Genomic DNA, 18,768 nt, shown 5'->3' on the forward strand with positions numbered 1-18,768 from the left:
TTTTAGTAATTTTCGACAGCCGGAAGCCGATGTCCTCCAAAAGTCACAAACATATTGCAGGAAAAAAGTCCCATTCAATACTATCCATCAAAACAACATAAGAAGAGCACCGACCACTAGGGTCGGTGCTCTTCTTCTACCTCACTTACTTCCCGCCTGCCGCTGCTCCGTTATCTGCTTCCTCAGCAGTAGTTTGATAGGCGATTAACACGATATTGCTGCTTGTCTGCTTACGCAAATCCGATTCGAATTGCTGCAGCTGCGCCAGTAACTGTCCGTCTAGTTGCGCCGGTTTATAATTCACGAGAGTCCCTCCATTGCTAGATTTCAGGTGTACTCTCATTGTTAACGGCAACAGCCCTGCTTATGCGTGGACCGGACAGATTTATGGCAAATCGATGAGCATGAATTGCCCGCCATTCGCGCTGGCAATAACAAGCTCCTCGAGATCGGTAATGCGCGCGGAGTCGCTTCGGCTCAAATGATGCTCCCCATTTAACGTCACTTCACCTTCCATCACGAACAGGAAGATTTTGCGTGCGGCATCCTGCTCGAACGGAACGCTGTTCCCCGCTTCCAGGCGGGAGAGATAAATGGTGAGATCCTGGTGAATCGATGTGATCGTTTCGCTCTGAAGACGCTTCGAGACAATGGGAAGCAGCGCGTTCTTCATCGCAGCCGAATCGAACGCCTTTTGCTCGTAAGACGGCGTAAGCCCTTTGGCTTCAGGGAGGAACCACATCTGCAGCAGGTTAGCTACTTCGGTGTCCGAAGAATTGACCTCGGAGTGCAAAATGCCCGTTCCCGCTGTCATCCGCTGTACCTCGCCCGATCTTAAAATCTCTTTGCCGCCCGTATTGTCCTCATGCGCCAATTCGCCCTTCATCACAACCGTCACGATCTCCATATCCCGGTGCGGATGCGTGCCGAATCCTTTGCTTGGCTGAATATAATCCTCATTAAATACGCGCAGCGGACCAAAATTCAAATTGTCCGGATCGTAATAATCTGCAAATGAAAAACTAAAATTAAACTGTAGCCATCCCAAGTCCCCAGAATGCCTCGATGCTGCCGGATAGATTGCGATCATGCTCCAGAACACTCCTCATGGTTTCATTTTTACTCACTTACTTTATGTAAGTATGTGTGTTATAGTTAGCTTTGTCAAGGAGGGATTCCATTGGATCATTTGTACATTCGCCACACCGTTGGCGGCCGATTATTTCTCGATTCGAAGAAGCATGGGCTCCCATTCTCCGTCGCGCCTGCAGAGGGCCGGGAAGGCTGGAAGCTCTGCATTGATGCCGTGGATGAGTCCATCGGCGCACCGATTTGCCGGCATAATGACGAGCTCAATATCTTTCTCGTCGCGGATGGCGCCGTTGATCAAAAGACTTGGTACTATTCTACACACGGCCTTGTCGAATATGACGCGGCAGCCAAACAGCTCATCATCTGGGCCGACGGCAAAATCGACTACACCGTGTAGCCTGTGTCAGCTCGCTTCACCTTTATACCCAGCCCCAGAAAAACCCGTCCCGCTCCCAAGCTGCGCGCCCGCCGTGCAGCTTTTTGAATGCTTTCTTGACTTCCTTGTCGATCGATTCGTTGCCGTTCTCATTGACGTAAATAAACCGCTCCCCGAAATGCGCCTTAATATGCGCGACCGCCTGCTCCTGACGCAGCATGCCTGCCGACTTCAGCTCCTGTACCATCCACTCTGCCGCTTCTTGCGCTGTATGTTCCATTTTCGCGTCATCTCCTTTTACGTTACGTTTAGGAACCTTTTTCCATGCAACCTCGTATGTATCCCTTAAAATGCGCATAGCTATTTATGAGGAGGGGTCGTCCATGCATGTCGTTGAACCGAATCCGGTGAAAAAAGTGAACTTGAAGCCTTACATTCTATTCAGTCTGTTGATCGTCGTCGGCGTCATCGTCGCCTTTAACGGTTTTCAGACGGTCCAGTACGGCAATGTCGGCTTGTACAAAACGTTCGGCAAATTAAATGATAACATACTGTCGCCGGGCATTCACATGAAGATCCCGTTCGTGCAAAGCATCATTCAGGTGAACGTGCAGGTGACCAAGGCGGAGACCGATACGAGCGCGTCTTCGAAGGATTTGCAGCCGGTCTCGACGCATGTGGCCGTTAACTATTCCGTCGACAAAGCGGCTGCGTATAAGCTAATGAATAACGTCGGCGGCTCGTTCGACAACGTTATCGTGAACCCGGCCATTCAGGAAATCGTTAAAGAAGTGACCGCACGTTATCCCGCGGAAGATCTGATCGCCAAACGCGACGTCGTCGCCGGCGAAGTCCGGGAGCACCTAACGACGCGGCTCGCGAAGTATAATTTAATCGTGGCCGACATTAATATCGTGAACTTCAAGTTTTCCGATGCGTTCAACGCGTCGATCGAAGCGAAGCAGGTTGCGCAGCAGCAGGCGTTGAAGGCCGAGAACGACCTCAAAAGGGTGCAAATCGAGGCGAAGCAGAAGATCGCGCAGGCGCAGGCCGAAGCGGAATCTCTGAAGCTGAAGAAGCAAGAGGTGACGCCGGAGCTGATTCAGCTGAAGCAAATCGAGGTGCAGGAAATGGCCGTGGACAAATGGGACGGCAGCCTGCCAAACGTGACCGGCGGAGCGACGCCGTTTATCGACGTGAACAGCTTCGGAAGCGGCGGAAAGTAGGTAGGGCGGCTAGGTAGGCGGATTGCATGTGGGATAGCATGTGGGATTGCATGTAGGATTGGATGGCTGAGAGCCGGTTGAGCTCTCGGCTTTTTTGTTTTATGGGTGATTGGTTGGGACACGTGCGGCAATGTAGATCACCCAGGGATCCTCTTCCTCTCGCTCGCCATATGCGAGCACAAGTTTCGAGGTTTCGCCTCTTGCGCAAGCTTGCCGAATGCAACGGGAAACTTGACGAACGGCAACCGCCGCGAAAGCGCGAGATGGCGCGTAAAACCACTTTGTTTAGCGAATGAGCACTTCCTTTGTCGCCCTTGCAGGGAGTGGTTTCCGAACCGCGAATTACCTATGCATTCCACCCGAACGGAGTGATAGGATTGGAACTAGTCAAGAGCAAGGATGCGGCTGAGTCGTTGAACGTCAGTCAAACCACGGTCAAACGCTGGGCTTCCCACTTCCCTCATTATTTTCAAAAGGATCGATTCGGCCATTATGTATTCTCGTCCCGTGACCTGTCGATGCTCGCTTATATCAAAGAATCGCTCGAACGCGGCGAAACGATGGATATGATCGTGTTACCGGAACCCGAGCAGCAGCCGGAACACCCATTGGTTTCAGCCGTAGAGGCTTCGCATTCCCTGCTATTCGGCAACAATGAGCAAGTAGCTGCAGCATCGGAAACGTATAACTCCGAGATTCACTGCCGCTTGGTACAGGTGGAGCGCAGGCTGGAGCAGAAAGCCGACGAGGTTGTCGCTGCGCAAATTTTGCAGCATCGCTCCGAGCTGGAGGAGCTGCGCAAGATGATTGATCACCTGAGCGCAGCCATCGAATATGCCAAGCAGCCGATCCCGCCCTTGAGCATACCTGCATACGCCGCCGAAACCGCAGCAGCCATCGAATCGCCTGTCGCTGTCCCGTCGCCTGCGCGCAAACGCGGGTTGTTTCGCTCATTATTTGTGTGGTTTTGATTTCCCCGGAAATTGAAGGGCAAAGGGTACGATGACGACCGTCACGACCGCGAGCGCGCCGATAGCCAGAACGCGTTCGTCCAGCAGCAGCTGCACAAGCAGGGACAGCACGATGCCGCCCAGATTGCCGAACAAGAGCAGCAGCCCCGTAACAGCACCGGCAGTGCGCGGCTCCGCTTTGGCTTCGGCAAAAGACAGCACAATGGGCAAGTCAGCCAGCAGCAGCAGACCGGCTAAAGCCAGCAGCGTCATAAACAGCCAGGCAGGCATGCCTGCCGCAAGGAATACGAGCAGTACCGCGCTAACCGCGAGTGACAGCACAAGCACGTTTCGTGCACGATTCCCGCGCATTGCGAAGTCCGGCAATACCGCCGCCCCGATAATCCCAGCCGCTGTCATGAGTCCTAAGCCTGTTCCGACCTGCACCGAATCATAGCCGATTGCATCCGCCAATACTTCAAGCCAAGTCGCCAGCGTAATGAAAATACCGAAACCTGCAAACAGGAGCAAGCTGAATAATCGAACCCACGGCTTCGACCAAAGCGCCCGTAAGGTGCGCAGCGCCGGTGCGGGCTCTGCATCCGTCGCCCCTTCGTACAGGGGAGGCTTGCGAAGAGTAACCATCAGCACGAGGCAAGCGGCTGTACCCATAATCGCCTGCGTCCACAGAACGGCAGGCATTCCGCCCCATTCCAGCAGAAAAGGCACCGTCACATTGGAGATCATGATGCCGACAAACAAGCTGGCCGTGCCGGCTGCAATGGCAATTGGACGTTTTGGCGGTGCTGCATAGAGCACCGCCATTTTGTTTACCGCATTGAGCACAAGCGGCTGACCGACGGCGATGATGAACTGTCCGGCAAGCGCGTATTCATACCCGGGCACGATGCGGAGCAACGCGCCGGCCACGGTAAGTCCGGCTCCCCAAGTGAGCGCGCCGCGGAAGCTGCGATCCGATGCCAAGCCAAACGGAATCGACAACAGCACATAGACTAGCGGAAAAACGAGCGACAGCCACCCGACGGCATCTACGGATACCCCCCACTGTTCGGAGGCAGCCGTCGTAATCGGCGTAAACGTCACCCAGAGCAGCTGCGTGACCGCTACCACGCCCGCATAAGCAGCGATAACGGACCAGCGCGAAGCCCCCTGCTCATGCTCTTGCTTTTGCTTCAAGCCATTATCCCCGATCATAACGACAGCTCCGGAACCCCGAACAGCTTCTCCAAATACGGATTCAACAGAATGCCATCCGGATCATACTGCTCCCGCAGACGGACGAAGGCGCCCCACATCGGATACAGCTCCTGCAGCTGCGAGGCGCGAAGGGAGTGCATTTTGCCCCAATGCGGCCGCCCTCCGTGTCGCAGGAAGATCTTCTCCATCGCCGCAAAATAAGCCCCGTACGGCATCCCCTTATACATATGTACGGCAATATAAGCTGAATCCCGGCCATAGGCGGGGCTCAGCCAGATGTCATCCCCTTTGGCATAACGGCACTCAATCGGAAAATGAACCGCGAACCGCTCTTCTTCCATCACCGCGCGCATCTCTGCAATGACAGCGGGCATCGCCTCCGCGGGCAGATTGTATTCCATCTCATTGAAGCGCACGAGCCGCTTCGTCGCGAACAGACGATGGCTGTACGCCACCTTGCTAAACAGGGGAAATTGCGCCGCAGAGAACCGGCTTATGGGTCTGCACAGCTTCGGCACCCGTCGGCACATGCCGGACAGCAGACCGAATACGCCATTCTCCAGCACTACATCGCTGATATAATCGCCCACTCGCCGCGGAGTGACAGGCTCGGTCGTTTCATTCATGATTTTGAGCTGACACGATTCGGCATAGGGAAACCAATACATCTCGAAATGACGATGCGAGTCGGCAAGCGAAGTCAGCTGTGTCAAACATGCCGTCAGCTGCGTCCGCTTGCTCTCGTAGCGCATTTTGAAGGCAGAACGGAGTCTCAGCTTCACCTGTACCAATACGCCGAGTGCGCCCAGCGATACTTGCATGCCCCGAAACGTCTCCGGATGGGACTCCGGCGAACACTCGACAACCTCGCCGCCCCCGGTTACAAACGTCAGTCCAATTACCTGCGTCGCGATATTGCCGAACTCCCGACCCGTGCCATGCGTGCCGGTGCTGATAGCGCCGGCGATCGATTGGACGTCGATATCGCCAAGATTCTCCTGCGCCAAGCCTTGCTGAAACAGCAACTCACCCAGCAGTTTCAGCTTCGTACCGGCCCAGACCGTGGCGGTCTCTGCCGCAGCATCGACTTCAACTAACCCTTGCATCCGGTCCAGGGAAACAAGCACGTCACCCGAAGCTGCAATCGGCGTAAACGAATGCCCCGTTCCGACAACCCGGAGTTTCCTCCCCTCACGCCTGCACAACCGTACAATGTCGACGACCTCTTCTATGGATTCGGGATACAGAACCATACTCGGAGTAGCCTGTACGGAGCCTGACCAATTCGACCATGCTACGCGCATTGCCGCATGTCCATTCATAGAAAACAAGCCCCCATTCCGCGATAGGTTGCATATTCACCGACGATTTGCCCATTGGATACCGCAACAAGATGCAAGAAACGCTCGCACAGCTCGCCTGCTTTGGCATGGCGGAAGAAGACCGGATCGCCAAGCGACAGCGACAGCCCGTTCTTCACGCGCAGTGGGGTCTGCACCTCGCCTGCTCCCTCAAGCGGAAACAGCTCCAGCCCAGCCGGCAAATACACCTGCGCCTGCTTCTCGATCCCTATCGCCCCGGAGGCTGTATAACCGCCTCCCATACAGGTGACGATATCGGGCCTCGGACGGCGGACAATCTCCACCGCAAACCCTGCCGCAGGTTCGTAACGAAACCCGGTATACGCGTCAAACAAACCTGGCGCATAGAACCCCGAGCCTGCCGTTATCTCGGTCACGCACGCCTCCAGACGCGAGCTGTCCATGCTGCCGGTACCGCCGGCATTCACGAAGCGAAGCTTCGCAATACCCATCGCTTCAAGACCTTCCACGACTTCGCGGCGCCGCTTTGCTACCTCGGCAATCGAACGTTTCTTCAACCAGCGGATCACGCTGTTCTTCAACTGCTTGCCCGGCACATTATCGCCAAGACCGGCAACCTGCGCCTCGTAGCCCATAATGCCGTCCAGCTTCAGCCACGCCGAAGCGGCGATAAGCTCCGCAACGGGGCGCGCTTGCTCCCAGCTCATTAACGGAGAACGCCAGACGCCGAAATGCAAGCCCAGATAATCGGCCGACATGTCGATATCCAGACATAACGGCACGACGACTCCCTGCTCTGCGGCGATGCGCTCAATCTGCCGCACATGCTCGGCACAGTCGACCATAAACGTAATCGAGCGTCCCTCGCCGATGGACCTAACCAGTTCGGCAATCCGATCCGGCTGCCACTGCGGATAGCCAAGCAGCAGGTCGTCGAAGCCTTCGCGCACGAGCATCGCCGCTTCATCGGCGGTGTAGCACATGATCCCTTGATAAACCGGACTGCTGGCCAGAATGCGCCGCATGACCTCAAGGCAGCGGATCGATTTGCTCGCAATCCGCACCTTCTTGCTTCCCGCCGCCCGCGCGATCGCCGCGATGTTGCGATCCAGCATATCCAAATCTACGAATGCAAACGGCTTCGGCACGCCTTCAAACACCGTTTTGTAATAAGCATAGGTATCCGACATCGTCTGCACATCCTCTTCGCCTAAGGCTTCATTAGCATCCGAATAAACTTGAGCCCGTTCTTGGCGGACGGGTAGCGGAACGGAAAATCAAACGCCGTTGTCTGCTTCAGCACGCTCTTCATATGCGAGAACGTACGGAAGCTTTGCTCGCCGTGATAACTGCCCGTTCCGCTGTGGCCTACTCCGCCAAATGGCAGATACGGAGTTCCGATATGCAGAAGCGTATCGTTAATGCAGCCGCCGCCGAAGGAGATATTGCCCGTCATCAGCTGCTGCACCGCCTGATCCTTGCTGAAGATATACAGCGCCAGCGGCTTGGGCCGCGCATTCACTATCGCTACCACCTCGCGCGGGTCATCATAAGTGAACACCGGCAGGATCGGCCCGAAGATCTCTTCCTGCATAATGGGGGAATCCCACGCCACATCTTCAAGCACGGTCGGGGCGATGCGAAGCTTCTTGTCATCCGTCCCGCCGCCGATGGCAGCCGTGCCATCCGCAAGGAACGCGCGAAGCCGATCATAGTGGCGGCGAGTGACGATCGCGCCATAGTCCGGGTGCTCCAAAGGCGCTTCGCCATAGAATGCCGTCACCGATTGATGGATTGCGGCCAGCAGTTCATCCTTCACGCTGTGATGCACCAGCAAGTAGTCAGGCGCGAGGCAGGTCTGCCCGCTATTGAGAAACTTGCCGAAGGCAATCCGTCTGGCCGCAAGCGCAATAGACGCATCATGATGCACAATGCACGGCGACTTGCCTCCGAGCTCCAAGGTAACAGGCGTCAGATGTTTCGCGGCCGCAGCCATCACCGACTTGCCAACCTCAACGCCGCCGGTGAAGAAAATATGATCGAAAGGCAGCTCCAGCAATGCCCGGCTCGCCTCAACCCCGCCTTCGACAACGGCAATATACTCCGGCTTGAAGCTCTCAGTGACTATAGCTGCTATTAACGATGTCGTTGCCTGCGACAGCTCGGAGGGTTTCAATACAGCGGTGTTGCCTGCGGCGATAGCGCCGATAAGCGGAACTAACGTGAGATTAAAAGGATAATTCCAAGGGGCGATGATGAGCGATGAACCGAGCGGCTCCGGCATGACATACCCTCGGCTGCCCAGATGCGTGGACGGCGTCTTCACCCGCTTCGGCTTCATCCATTTCTTCAGATGTTTCATCGCGAAGTTGATCTCGGTATAGAAAGGACCGATTTCAAGCGTGTACGCTTCATGCTCGCTTTTATTTAAATCCGTGTGGAGCGCCGTGATAATCGCAGCTTCACGCTCCACCACGGCTTGTTTCAATTTCCGCAGCTGCGCCATTCGAAACGCATACCCTCGGCTTTCGCCCGTTTGAAACCAGGCTTGCTGCCGTTTCAACAATTGCTCAAAGGAAGCCATGATATCCCTGCTCTCCCGGTCAGCCGGACGAAGCCGGCCCCCGATTGTAAGTGCTTACACGAAACTGTACCAAAGAAGCTTGCGCCTTAGCGCACCTGGGCAATGACCGCATTGTGCGCCTTGATATAGCCATGGCGGATGATGTCAAAGCCATTTTCATAAATATAGAGTCCCATCTGCTCCACCGTCATCAGCTCGCGATAGGTGTGATTCATAATATCGGCCATAATGACGTAGAACAGCCTGCTTTTCCATTGGTTGCGCGGTGTGGTGAAGATCGCATAGCCGCCGTCTTTGAGGAATCTGCGGTGCCAATCGACAACCTCCGGTTTGTAGGTATCCGGGAAATGCTCCAGCAAGCCGACCGAAAGCACGATATCAAACGATTTGCCAAACGATAGATTGCGAACATCATCGACCACGTATTCGATATTGAAATCAGGCTTGTAGTATACTTTCGCCCCGCCTGTAGATGAACTGGACCCAAGAAACGGATACGAATCGGGAAATTCGCCGTGACGAACGGTTTTGCAATACGCGTCATAGTCGACCATCACCACTTCGGCTCCCGGATAGAGCGCCGCAAGCTGCATCGCCTCATAGCCCTCCGCTGCACCGAGAAACAGAATGCGCGGACGCGTGACATTCAGTCCTTCAAACAAAGACCGTTTACCGCGCGGATCCCAGACGCCGTCTTGAATGCGGTGCACGTAATTCCATAGATGAATGCGGGCTACATCGCCCAAGGCCGCGCGGATTTCCGATGGCTTGAACGTTGCGAGACTCTTCAGAAAAGCAGATTGCTCTCCGCTGATCTCTTTCGGGATATCCTTGTCGAACCACTCATGAAAGGCTTTGTTAAAATACGTCCACGACGTCTTCGCATCCATCGCCTTCTCATGCTCCTGCTCCCACTGCTTGCGGGCTTCCGACATCGTCCGCACCTCGTAAGGTTTGCCTACCCGCTCCCAGGTCAGCTGCGACCAATCCTTCACCGTATTCACCCGGATAAACCGCTCGTATGCCTTATCTTTGTGCGGGCGAAGATCCACCCGATAGGAAGGCGTAAGCTCCGTTAGGCCAAGCTGCTGCTCCGAGTAGGGCTGCTCTAAGCGGGAAGTATCTGCTTGCTTTGCTATACTCATTCCTTACTCACCTCGCTCAGTTTAATGACCGGCTATACAACAAAGTATATCATCCGCAGCTCATCCATAGTGCTGAATTATTCCCGGTTTCTACAGCTTGCTAAGCGATTTTCTGTAGAGATTGCAGCAGCACCGTGTAGATCAGAGCCGGATCGAACGGTTTGGTCAAATAATAGTCCATGCCGGCTTCAAGCACTTCTTCCTGCACGCCTTTCATCGCATCCGCGGTCATCGCAATAATCGGCGTTTGCTTCGCATGCTCTATCTGCCGGATAAGCCTTGTTGAATGGTATCCATCCATTACCGGCATCTGCAAATCCATCAAAATCACATCGTATCGTTTGCCGCGCACGCGGTTCACCGCTTCTTCGCCGTTATCTACGACATCGATGAGCATGCCCATTCCCTTGAGCAGCTCCATCGCAACAAGCTGATTGATCGCATTATCCTCCACCAGCAGCACGGAAGCACCGCGAAGCAGCGCATATTTCTCCGCAAGCTCCGCATTATCCGTTTCGGGCGGCTTCCCGCCGGCTTGCGGCTTCATCAGCGAAATCACTTCATCGAACAGATGCGACTGGCTAATGGGATAGAAGAACACCTTCTCGATCGCCGGAGATGGCACTCCCTTCTGCAGCTCCATCTCGTGGTAGGCGCTCGTAAGCACAATAGCCTGCGATTTGTCGGGCATATCTCGTTTGATCCACTCCGCAAGCTGCACCGCATCTCCGGCCCGCAGCTTCCAATCCACCATGATCAAGTCATATCGGTTATGCATCGAAATGGTATAGATCGCTTCTTGCTCCGACGCAGCCAGGCTGACGATAAACTTAAACTGCTCCAGCTGATTGCGCAGCACCTGCTGCATCTCCGCATTATCGCAAATGAGCAGCACGCGCAGAAACTTCATATCCAGCTCCAGCCCCTGCCGCATAACCGGTGCATCCGAACTTCTGAATTCCGCCTTGAAGGAGAAGCAGCTGCCTACGCCGGGCGTGCTTTCCACCTCAAGCTTACCGTTCATCAGCTCGACGAATTTCTGGCTGATGACAAGTCCCAGTCCCGTCCCGCCGTATCGCCGCGTCGTCGACATGTCCGCCTGCGTGAAGTTATGGAACAGCTTCTTCTGTTGCTCGCTACTAATGCCAATCCCGGTATCTTTCACCGCAAAATGAAGCGTAACCTCATGCGCATCGCTTTTCACAAAATCAATGGCAATCGCGACTTCCCCTTGATGCGTAAATTTCACCGCATTGTTAACGAGGTTAAGCAGCACTTGCTTCAAGCGAAGCGGATCACCGCTCAGCATTTGCGGCACCCGGTGATCGATCGCAAAGTGCAGCTTCAGCTCCTTCTCGTAGGCTTTAACCGCCACGATATTGGAGAGATCATGAATCACCTCGTACAGGTCAAAAGCAATCTGCTCGAGCACGATCTTGTTCGCTTCGATTTTGGAGAAATCAAGAATGTCATCGATAATATTGAGCAAGCTTCTCGTCGATAGAATCGATTTGTTGACATAGTCCTTCTGCCTGTCCGAGAGCTCCGTCTTCTGCAGCAAATAATTAAGCCCCTGAATCGCATTGATCGGCGTTCGAATCTCATGGCTCATCTGCGCCAGGAACTGGCTCTTCGCTTTGTTCGCCCCGTCGGCTTCGCGTTTGAGCTTCCAGTCGGTCAAGTCATGGAAGGTGACCTTGATCCGTATCTTCCCTTTCACGGTCATTGGCAGAATCGTGACGGAGAAGCTTCGCGGGGATTGGCCCTCGAAGTTAAGATCCAGCTCGAAGCGCTGCATCTCTTTCGTCTCCACCCCTTCGCGGAAATACCGCTCCCACTCTTCCTCTTTGCCGATACGGACCAGATCCGTGAGCCGTTTGCCCTCGATTCCCTCCATATTCAGGTCCAGCAGCCGGGCCAGCTTCGCGTTAACCGACAGAATCGTCCCGTCCCCATTGAACGCGATGAAGATATCGTTCGAATTCTCCACGATGGTGCGGTAACGCTCTTCGCTCTCGCGCAGCTCATCTTCCGCTTGCTTCCAATTCGTAATATCGGTGCTGGAGAGAATGATCTCCGTGACTTGTCCGTCCTTAAAGATCGGCTGCACGATGTTAAACGTCCGAAATCCGTTAAACCCGGACTCGTACCTGACTTCTTCGCCTTTGAATGCCCGATCGTAGATGGCCGAGACCAGCTCAACATGCTCTTGGCTCAGCCCCGCCAAATCATTGGGCCGCTTGCCCGTTATCTCGCCGCCAATCCAGCCTTGTTTGAGCAGCAGCTGTCCTTCGATTAAGGAATAGCGATAATCCCCGTGGCTGTCGCGAATGATCTTCGCCGTCATCCCGGATTGAAGGTGCAGCAGCCGATGCAGCTCTTCGCTTGCGCGGAGATTCTTCTGCTCGAGCTCGCTTGCACGGATAAGATAAGAGCGGAAATAAATCATCGCGTAACAGCCCAGCGTATTCGCCGTGCTGAGAATCAACAGGATGTTCACCGGGATTTGAATCATCTGCGTACCGATAATCAAGAAGGCAATTCCGCTGAACAGGGTGGCATACGCCCACTGGCGGAGGAGGCTTCGGACGCGCAGCATAATGAATCCGACCCCGCCTACATATACCAGCATCGTCACGAGCGCCGTAATGGTGCCGATCCCAAACGGCGACACCGTCATTCGATAGAGAATGACTAATGCTCCGGCTATCGCCGCAGCCCAGAATCCTCCGAAATAAGTCGCCATCAAAACCGGAACATAGCGTAAATCGATGACGATGCTATCGCTGAGCCGAACGCCGTAGTAGACCAGAATGCAGCCGAGAATCCCTTGTACGATGCCTAATTTGAGGATTTCTTTCCACTTGCTATATTTTCGATTGGCGGCAAACAGCCTGCTGGAGAAGAAAGTGATCATGGTCATGAATGCTGCGTTAACAACCAAATCTTTTATCATTGATGCTCACCTTCCTGCTGTCCGCTGGATTGGATATTACTATCCAATATTCGACATATTTCGATAATTCCCTCCGTTTGTCGACAAATAAAAAAGAGGTGCCTGCTTCGCACACCTCTCTTCACGTTCGTCTTCTTTTATAGGGTTAATAACTCTTGGTCTCCAGCTCATTAAGGGGCTTAAAGGTGTAGCCTTGCTGCCTTGCCGCATCGATGATTTGAGGGAGAGCTTCCGTGTTGTCTTTGGACACACTGTGCAGCAGAATGACCGCTCCCGGGTGAAGCTGCTTCATCACGTTATCGTAGGCGTAACGCCAGCCGCGCTGGGCATTGGGCTCCCAATCCCTATAGGCGACCGACCAGAACACACTCGTATACCCCTGCTCCTTGCTGACGGCAAGCACCCGACTGTTGAAAATCCCCCGCGGCGGACGAAGATACTGCATCTCCTGCTGCCCGGTCAGCTCCGTTACGGCCGTCTTCACTTTGGCAAGCTCCGTTTGGATCTGGGTGCTTGGAATGACGCTCATATCCGGGTGGCTCCAGGAGTGGTTGCCAATCAGATGGCCATCGGCCGCCATCCGTTTCACCAGATCGGGCTTGTCCTTGACATAATGACCGGTTACGAAGAAGATCGCCGGTACGCCTTTCTCCTTCAATACATCCAGGATTCGGCTTGTGTAGCCGTTCTCGTAGCCGTTATCGAAGGTCAGATACAGCTCTCTTTGTTTCGTATCGCCAAGGAAGATCGCCCCATGCTCCTCCAGAATCGGCTGAAAGCCTTCTTCTCTAATCGAGGGCAGCGAGCCGCCGACGCTCTTCTTGAATCCAAAATGAAAGGGGCCTCCCGGCGCGCCGATCGAGTCCGATGCCATCGCCGTTCCTGCAACGGATAGCATGAGGACAAGCGACGCCAACAGAGAAAGCCAAGCTTGTGGGCGAAGACGGTTTCGTTTGTACATGTTGTTCGATGTTCACCACTTTCTTCTCGCATGTTGCCTGCTGCATATTGGAACCATACAGAGGTTACTGTATCCCGGAACGCTGGAAGTTATGTGAATTTTTCGGATAAGCTGCGGGATCAGGGTCATTTCTATGCTAAAATAAGCGGAGCAAATGCCGAAAGCGAGGAAAAATCTACAAATGGTAGCAATTGTGAAAATACGAGGCAGTGTATTTATCGGCGGCTTGCAGTGGCTCCCTGCGATGACCGAACCCGAAACCGGCCTGATCCATGAATACGCGGGTGATGCGCGGGAGTTCACGCCTCATGCCGTGCATACGGGGCGATCTCGCGTGGAGCAAGAGGTTGTCGTTGATTTCGTGAAACGCAAGCTGTTCGCGTTCGCGGATACCGGCACTACTACGCTGCGCGTGACTAAGCCGGAAGGCATATCGGAGTTTAAGCAAGGCAAAGCATCTGCCGATGGCGTGACCGTCTCGGATGAAACTTGGGACGCTTCATCGGTTTCCTTCATCATGAAAGCGACTGCCGCTAATCCCCTTCGCCCGGCTGCTCCGGCCGTCGATTATGAACTCCGCGTGACCGTTCGCGAAGAAACGGGCCAAGTCGTAGCGAAGGGCAGTCATGACGGGTTCCCTTGCTTCGAGTTCTATAAGCAGGTTGATTTCGGGGATTTCGAGCTGCTGCACAGCCATGATTTCCGTGTTACGGGCGATTCGCCTGCCGCAATGGCCGGAGATATGGAATACCACTTCGAGCGCAATCTCTAGTACGAGTACGGGAAGCTGAGCTGAGGAAGGAGGGCTAATCATGGCCTTGTACCGCCGTCTCCTGACGGATGACGATTTCACCGAGGCGATGGAGCGCCAATACAAGCTTCGCGTCTATAAAGACGACCACATCGTCGATTCCGGCGGCATCATCATCCGCTTCGACGACACGACCGTCGTCAGCCAATCCAGCGTCAGCGATGTCGCCTACCACGACCGCAACGCCTGCGAGTTCTTCGAAATTCGCAGAAGGTAGCATTACGGGCAGTGCTGAGCAGGGATGATCTGTTGGGCTGCTTTGCTTATGGAACATCACCAAAGTTGCAGAAAATGCAACATTTCAGCCAGCTGCGTGTTCAAAATGACTAAATGTTGCGTAAAAGGCAACATTTTAACACGAATTGGCGGCCAAGAGGCGATTGGAGAGGAATTTGTTGCAAACCAAGCAACATTTCCTCTGCACGGCGTCAACTTTAGAAGAAATGTTGCAGCACAAAAGGCAACATGCAAGTAGATGAGCAGAACGGAAGAGTAGGACTGCAGCAGGTTTGCAGCAAACCAGCAGACCAAACCAGCAGTTAGGCCAACAGCTCAGCCCCATAATGATTATTCTTGCATACCAACCGTTCCCTAAACAGAGAAGAGCTGTCCCACATTGGGACAGCTCTTTCTTGCGTCGTTTTTTGAAAATGCATAAGCACCAACTTCCGACCTGTAACGGTTGTCAGAGTGGTTATTTGGCCTAAAAAGCCCATTTTTATTTTCTTACGGTTGCCACGGCGCTTATTGGGACGTTTCCCGATAGAAATCAACCATTTACAGCGGATAACGACGCTCGCAACCGTTAGAGTTATAATAATCGATCTTTTCATGAAATAGACGCGCTGACAACCGTTAAAGATTCAACAAGCAAAAAGGGATGCAACCGAACAGGCGCTCATGACCGCGGCGATGTAGAACATGATATAAAAGTCGCCGTTAGGTATCTCTACAAAGAAGAGCTGCCCCGCAATGGGGCAGCTCTTAGCTCTTATTTGTTACTCGAATCGAACCGTTTGAATCTCGTACGGCTTAAACGCCAACGTAAGCACGCCGTCCGCACCGATCGTGCACGGTTCCAGCTCATCCTCAAGCAGGTTGACGATGCTCGCCCGCTTCGTGCCTGCCGGCAGCTGTACCTTCACTTGATCGCGGCTCCCCGTCGATTCGTAGAAACGGAGAATCGTTCCTGCACCGCGCTCTTCCGGTTTGACGGTATCCAGCAGCACCGTGCGGCTGTCCAGCTGCAGCATGGAGTACGATGCCGGCAAGGCATTTGCCGATCCGCTGTACTCCGGGAGACGAAGGGCAATCGCCGGATGGTTCAGTTCCGCCGCTCTGCGCACAACCTCCGCCTGGCGCCAGTCCTGTTCATGCGGGAACAAGGAATACGTGAACTCATGCTCGCCCAGATCGGCGGTATTATCCGGCCATTTCGGAGCGCGAAGCAAGGACAGGCGCAGCACGCCGTCTTTCACGTCGTAGCCGTATTTGCAATCGTTCAGCAGGCTGACGCCGTAGCCGCCCTCCGATAAATCTGCCCAGCGATGGCCGCAGACTTCGAATTGCGCCTGCTCCCAGCTCGTGTTGCGATGGGTCGGGCGCTCCATGGCGCCAAACGGAATTTCATACGTTGCTTTCGTAGACAGAACGTCCACAGGGAAAGCAACCTTCAGCAATTTATGGCTCTCGTTCCACTGTACGCGCGTCTTGAAATCAACCCGCTTCTGATGATGGTACAGCATCAGGTCCTGCGAAATCACGGATTCGCCCAGCCGCCACTCGAAACGAATGACATCAAGCGCCTCACCGGAGAGCACCAGCTGCTTCGAAATCAGCTCCGCTTCGCCGGCTCTGAACTGCTCGAATTTAGGATCGATATCCCACGCATCCCAGTACAGCGGTCTGTCGTGGAAGAACTGCAGTTCATTCGCCTTCGCACCCTTAGGCAGCAGTTCGCGGTTCGCCGCTTTGTCGAACCAACGGACGATTTCCCCGCACTCATTGAATGCCAGCTTATAATGGACCGTTTCCCACTCGTCCAGAGAAGCAGCATTACCAACCGCGCTCACTTGACGTTGCTTCGCTTCGGCACCTGCGGACTCCCGCAGCCAGATCGTTTTGTAGCCGAATGCCGGGATGGCGGAGACGGCAATCGACAACCGGAACTTGCCGTCTGCCAGCTCTACCTGATCACATGGCAGGCGATTGCCCGCTTCATCAAACGCGCAGACGCCGGCTTGATGTGAATCCACTTCCAGCTCTACCGTTTCATCGCGCTTCCAACCAAGACTATTGAACACGGCGTACGGCGTTCCTTCGCCGACCGCGCCAATCGCTCCGGCAACTGTCTGCATCGCTTGCGAGAGCCCTTGGTTGCCGAGCGCAAAGATTCGCTCGTATTCCGCAGCTGACGTGACATACGTTTCCGTAATCGCGGTTCCCGGAATAATGTCATGGAACTGGTTGAGCATCATCAGCTTCCAGCCTTCGGCAAGTGCATCCGTATTACCCTCAACACCCGTATAGGCATGGGCCAGCGAGCTCCAAATCTCCGCTTCGCGGTACAGCACCTCCGCTTTACGGTTGCTTCTCTTATTGCGGCCATGCGTCGTCAAGGTGCCGCGATGCAGCTCCAGATACAAGTCCCCATGCCACTCCGGCAAGGTGTGCGAGACTTCCTCCACGGATTCGAAGAAAGCAGCCGCCGTGCTGAAATTGCTTGCCGGAAGACCCGGCATTAGCGAGCCGCGCTTCGCAAACTCGATCATTTCGCGCGTCACCCCGCCGCCTCCGTCGCCATGTCCGTACAGCAGCATCAGCTCATTCAGCTTATCTTTCTGACGATACTCTCTCCAGTGCTCCTCCACGTCTTTCGGTCTCGTATGCTCGTTAATCCCGTGGTTCAAATAAGAGACAATGGCAGTCCCGTCGATGCCGACCCAGCGGAACAGCTCATGCGGGAATTTGTTCGTATCGTTCCAGTTCAGCTTGGTCGTCATGAAGTAATCGACCCCTGCCAGCTTCAGCAGCTGAGGCAGTGAAGCGCAATAGCCGAACGTATCCGGCAGCCATTCGATTGCCGAGCTCTTGTTGAACTCGTCGCGGTAGAAGAGCTGTCCGTACAGCATTTGACGAACTAGCGACTCCCCGCTTGGAATGTTGAGATCCGGCTCGACCCACATCCCGCCGACAAGCTCCCAGCGGTCGTCCGCCACGGCTTGTTTGATTTTCGCATAGAGGGCCGGATCATGCTCTTTCACAAACGCGTACAGAAGCGGCTGGCTTTGCGAATAGATAAACTCCGGGTATTCCTCCATCAGCGACGTCATCGTCGAGAACGTACGGCTCGCTTTGCGCACCGTCTCCCGAACAGGCCACAGCCAAGCAATGTCGATATGGGACTGGCCGACCATATGCATCTTACCTTGCGCCTGACTTGCCGGGAACCGTTCGCCGATCCGGTCACGAAGCCCCTGCTCAATGGCAGCGACCGGCTCCGGGCTATGCCAGCTATCCTCCGGCAATTGCTCCGCCTCATTCATCGTCCCATACAGCGCGTCCATCATCTGCTGGCGGTTGTAGTCCTGCTCCGGCAGCATTCGCATCGTTTCATATACGGCTTGAACGCTGTAGAGCAAGCTCTGCGCCGCCTTGTTGACGCGAACCAGCTTCACTTCATAATTCGTGACCGGCGAAACAACCGGCGCTTGGTTGTTCAGCGGATCAACCGGCTCCGGAATCGGATCGAACAGCTCGATCTCAAGAAGCGGCTCACGTCCCGCGCCTTTCAAGTAGAGCGGAACGAAGTCATGATTGCGATCCAAGCCTTGGTAAGACGCGCCGTTCACGCGCAGCAGGCCTTCGCCGCCGCCGCTCATCGTCAAACCGGCCGTGCCGTCCTCCCAATGCGAAGGAATCGAGATTTGCTTCTTCAGAAAATAAGTAATGCCGTGCTTCCCGTCCAAACGCGTGTCCTTCAGGATCGTTGGCTCCCCGCCCGGCAGCGTCTCATATTCGCCCGGCAAGCCGTAGCGAACCTTTCTCATCTCCCAGTCCAGCAAGGTCGAAGCCTCTGCCCATTGGCGCTCCGACAAGTTGCGAATAAAACGATGAATGCGATACAT

At 54.6% G+C, this 18,768-nt stretch carries 16 protein-coding genes; 5 read left to right on the forward strand and 11 right to left on the reverse strand.

The genetic code is table 11. The annotated features are described in order from the left end of the window. Positions 1 to 145: 145 nt before the first annotated feature. Together BM412_RS31970 and BM412_RS25340 are read right to left on the reverse strand one after the other, a co-directional pair. Positions 146 to 304, reverse strand: coding sequence for a hypothetical protein (locus BM412_RS31970; RefSeq protein WP_240548289.1), 159 nt, complete (start codon positions 302 to 304; stop codon positions 146 to 148). Positions 305 to 385: 81 nt separating this feature from the next. After that, the gene (locus BM412_RS25340; RefSeq protein ID WP_091224451.1) at positions 386 to 1,090 is read right to left on the reverse strand and encodes a pirin family protein; all 705 of its coding nucleotides are present in this window, start codon (positions 1,088 to 1,090) and stop codon (positions 386 to 388) included. 90 nt (positions 1,091 to 1,180) lie between these two features. On the opposite strand from BM412_RS25340, the gene BM412_RS25345 reads away from it, so the two are divergent. Further along, a complete protein-coding gene (locus BM412_RS25345; RefSeq protein ID WP_091224453.1) occupies positions 1,181 to 1,489 on the forward strand; it encodes a hypothetical protein in 309 nt (102 codons plus the stop codon). 22 nt (positions 1,490 to 1,511) lie between these two features. On the opposite strand, the gene BM412_RS25350 is transcribed toward BM412_RS25345, so the two are convergent. Next, complete coding sequence (locus BM412_RS25350) at positions 1,512 to 1,748, reverse strand: DUF6953 family protein (protein ID WP_091224456.1); 237 nt, start codon at positions 1,746 to 1,748, stop codon at positions 1,512 to 1,514. Positions 1,749 to 1,851: 103 nt separating this feature from the next. Between BM412_RS25350 and BM412_RS25355 the strand changes: the two genes are divergently transcribed. Continuing rightward, positions 1,852 to 2,694, forward strand: a complete 843-nt coding sequence (locus BM412_RS25355) for a prohibitin family protein (RefSeq protein WP_091224458.1) — start codon at positions 1,852 to 1,854, stop codon at positions 2,692 to 2,694. A 377-nt stretch (positions 2,695 to 3,071) separates the two neighbouring features. Continuing rightward, on the forward strand, positions 3,072 to 3,665 hold the full coding sequence (locus tag BM412_RS25360; protein ID WP_177246084.1) for a MerR family transcriptional regulator: 594 nt from the start codon (positions 3,072 to 3,074) through the stop codon (positions 3,663 to 3,665). Here BM412_RS25360 and BM412_RS25365 read toward each other — a convergent pair. The 7 genes from BM412_RS25365 to pdaA form a co-directional block, all read right to left on the reverse strand. Continuing rightward, positions 3,648 to 4,859, reverse strand: coding sequence for an MFS transporter (locus BM412_RS25365; RefSeq protein ID WP_091224462.1), 1,212 nt, complete (start codon positions 4,857 to 4,859; stop codon positions 3,648 to 3,650). The two genes, BM412_RS25360 and BM412_RS25365, sit on opposite strands and share 18 nt — an antisense overlap. Continuing rightward, on the reverse strand, positions 4,856 to 6,184 hold the full coding sequence (locus BM412_RS25370; RefSeq protein ID WP_256256586.1) for a D-arabinono-1,4-lactone oxidase: 1,329 nt from the start codon (positions 6,182 to 6,184) through the stop codon (positions 4,856 to 4,858). Before BM412_RS25370 ends, BM412_RS25365 begins: the two co-directional genes overlap by 4 nt. After that, the gene (locus BM412_RS25375) at positions 6,181 to 7,374 is read right to left on the reverse strand and encodes an amino acid deaminase/aldolase (RefSeq protein WP_091224464.1); all 1,194 of its coding nucleotides are present in this window, start codon (positions 7,372 to 7,374) and stop codon (positions 6,181 to 6,183) included. Before BM412_RS25375 ends, BM412_RS25370 begins: the two co-directional genes overlap by 4 nt. Positions 7,375 to 7,394: 20 nt before the next feature. Next, positions 7,395 to 8,768 carry an aldehyde dehydrogenase gene (locus BM412_RS25380; RefSeq protein ID WP_091224466.1) on the reverse strand — a complete coding sequence of 458 codons (1,374 nt, stop codon included), beginning with the start codon at positions 8,766 to 8,768 and terminating at the stop codon, positions 7,395 to 7,397. A gap of 86 nt (positions 8,769 to 8,854) precedes the next feature. Then, a complete protein-coding gene (locus BM412_RS25385) occupies positions 8,855 to 9,913 on the reverse strand; it encodes a class I SAM-dependent methyltransferase (RefSeq protein WP_091224468.1) in 1,059 nt (352 codons plus the stop codon). Positions 9,914 to 10,013: 100 nt separating this feature from the next. Then, the gene (locus BM412_RS25390; protein WP_091224469.1) at positions 10,014 to 12,869 is read right to left on the reverse strand and encodes a response regulator; all 2,856 of its coding nucleotides are present in this window, start codon (positions 12,867 to 12,869) and stop codon (positions 10,014 to 10,016) included. A gap of 145 nt (positions 12,870 to 13,014) precedes the next feature. Next, the gene (gene pdaA, locus BM412_RS25395; RefSeq protein ID WP_091224472.1) at positions 13,015 to 13,830 is read right to left on the reverse strand and encodes a delta-lactam-biosynthetic de-N-acetylase; all 816 of its coding nucleotides are present in this window, start codon (positions 13,828 to 13,830) and stop codon (positions 13,015 to 13,017) included. Between the two features lie 181 nt (positions 13,831 to 14,011). Here pdaA and BM412_RS25400 point away from each other — a divergent pair, with 181 nt between their 5' ends. Both BM412_RS25400 and BM412_RS25405 read left to right on the forward strand, forming a co-directional pair. Then, entirely contained in the window at positions 14,012 to 14,602 is a 591-nt protein-coding gene (locus BM412_RS25400; protein WP_091224474.1) for a DUF3238 domain-containing protein, read from the forward strand. Between the two features lie 40 nt (positions 14,603 to 14,642). Continuing rightward, complete coding sequence (locus tag BM412_RS25405; RefSeq protein ID WP_091224476.1) at positions 14,643 to 14,858, forward strand: hypothetical protein; 216 nt, start codon at positions 14,643 to 14,645, stop codon at positions 14,856 to 14,858. A 781-nt stretch (positions 14,859 to 15,639) separates the two neighbouring features. Here the strand turns inward: BM412_RS25405 and BM412_RS25410 are convergent. After that, on the reverse strand, positions 15,640 to 18,768 hold the full coding sequence (locus tag BM412_RS25410; RefSeq protein ID WP_091224478.1) for an alpha-mannosidase: 3,129 nt from the start codon (positions 18,766 to 18,768) through the stop codon (positions 15,640 to 15,642).

The organism is Paenibacillus sp. BC26 (genome assembly GCF_900116125.1).
Lineage (GTDB): Bacteria > Bacillota > Bacilli > Paenibacillales > Paenibacillaceae > Paenibacillus_Z > Paenibacillus_Z lignilyticus.

What these genes read in the sequence shown, in the direction of transcription:
- BM412_RS25355 (WP_091224458.1), top strand. Translation starts at nt 1,852, where the DNA reads ATGCATGTCGTTGAACCGAATCCGGTGAAAAAAGTGAACTTGAAGCCT.
- BM412_RS25405 (WP_091224476.1), top strand. Translation starts at nt 14,643, where the DNA reads ATGGCCTTGTACCGCCGTCTCCTGACGGATGACGATTTCACCGAGGCG.
- BM412_RS25365 (WP_091224462.1), bottom strand. Translation starts at nt 4,859, where the DNA reads ATGATCGGGGATAATGGCTTGAAGCAAAAGCAAGAGCATGAGCAGGGG.
- BM412_RS25385 (WP_091224468.1), bottom strand. Translation starts at nt 9,913, where the DNA reads ATGAGTATAGCAAAGCAAGCAGATACTTCCCGCTTAGAGCAGCCCTAC.
- BM412_RS25340 (WP_091224451.1), bottom strand. Translation starts at nt 1,090, where the DNA reads ATGATCGCAATCTATCCGGCAGCATCGAGGCATTCTGGGGACTTGGGA.
- BM412_RS25400 (WP_091224474.1), top strand. Translation starts at nt 14,012, where the DNA reads ATGGTAGCAATTGTGAAAATACGAGGCAGTGTATTTATCGGCGGCTTG.
- BM412_RS25350 (WP_091224456.1), bottom strand. Translation starts at nt 1,748, where the DNA reads ATGGAACATACAGCGCAAGAAGCGGCAGAGTGGATGGTACAGGAGCTG.
- BM412_RS25390 (WP_091224469.1), bottom strand. Translation starts at nt 12,869, where the DNA reads ATGATAAAAGATTTGGTTGTTAACGCAGCATTCATGACCATGATCACT.
- BM412_RS25380 (WP_091224466.1), bottom strand. Translation starts at nt 8,768, where the DNA reads ATGGCTTCCTTTGAGCAATTGTTGAAACGGCAGCAAGCCTGGTTTCAA.
- pdaA (WP_091224472.1), bottom strand. Translation starts at nt 13,830, where the DNA reads ATGTACAAACGAAACCGTCTTCGCCCACAAGCTTGGCTTTCTCTGTTG.
- BM412_RS25410 (WP_091224478.1), bottom strand. Translation starts at nt 18,768, where the DNA reads ATGTATCGCATTCATCGTTTTATTCGCAACTTGTCGGAGCGCCAATGG.
- BM412_RS25370 (WP_256256586.1), bottom strand. Translation starts at nt 6,184, where the DNA reads ATGAATGGACATGCGGCAATGCGCGTAGCATGGTCGAATTGGTCAGGC.
- BM412_RS25375 (WP_091224464.1), bottom strand. Translation starts at nt 7,374, where the DNA reads ATGTCGGATACCTATGCTTATTACAAAACGGTGTTTGAAGGCGTGCCG.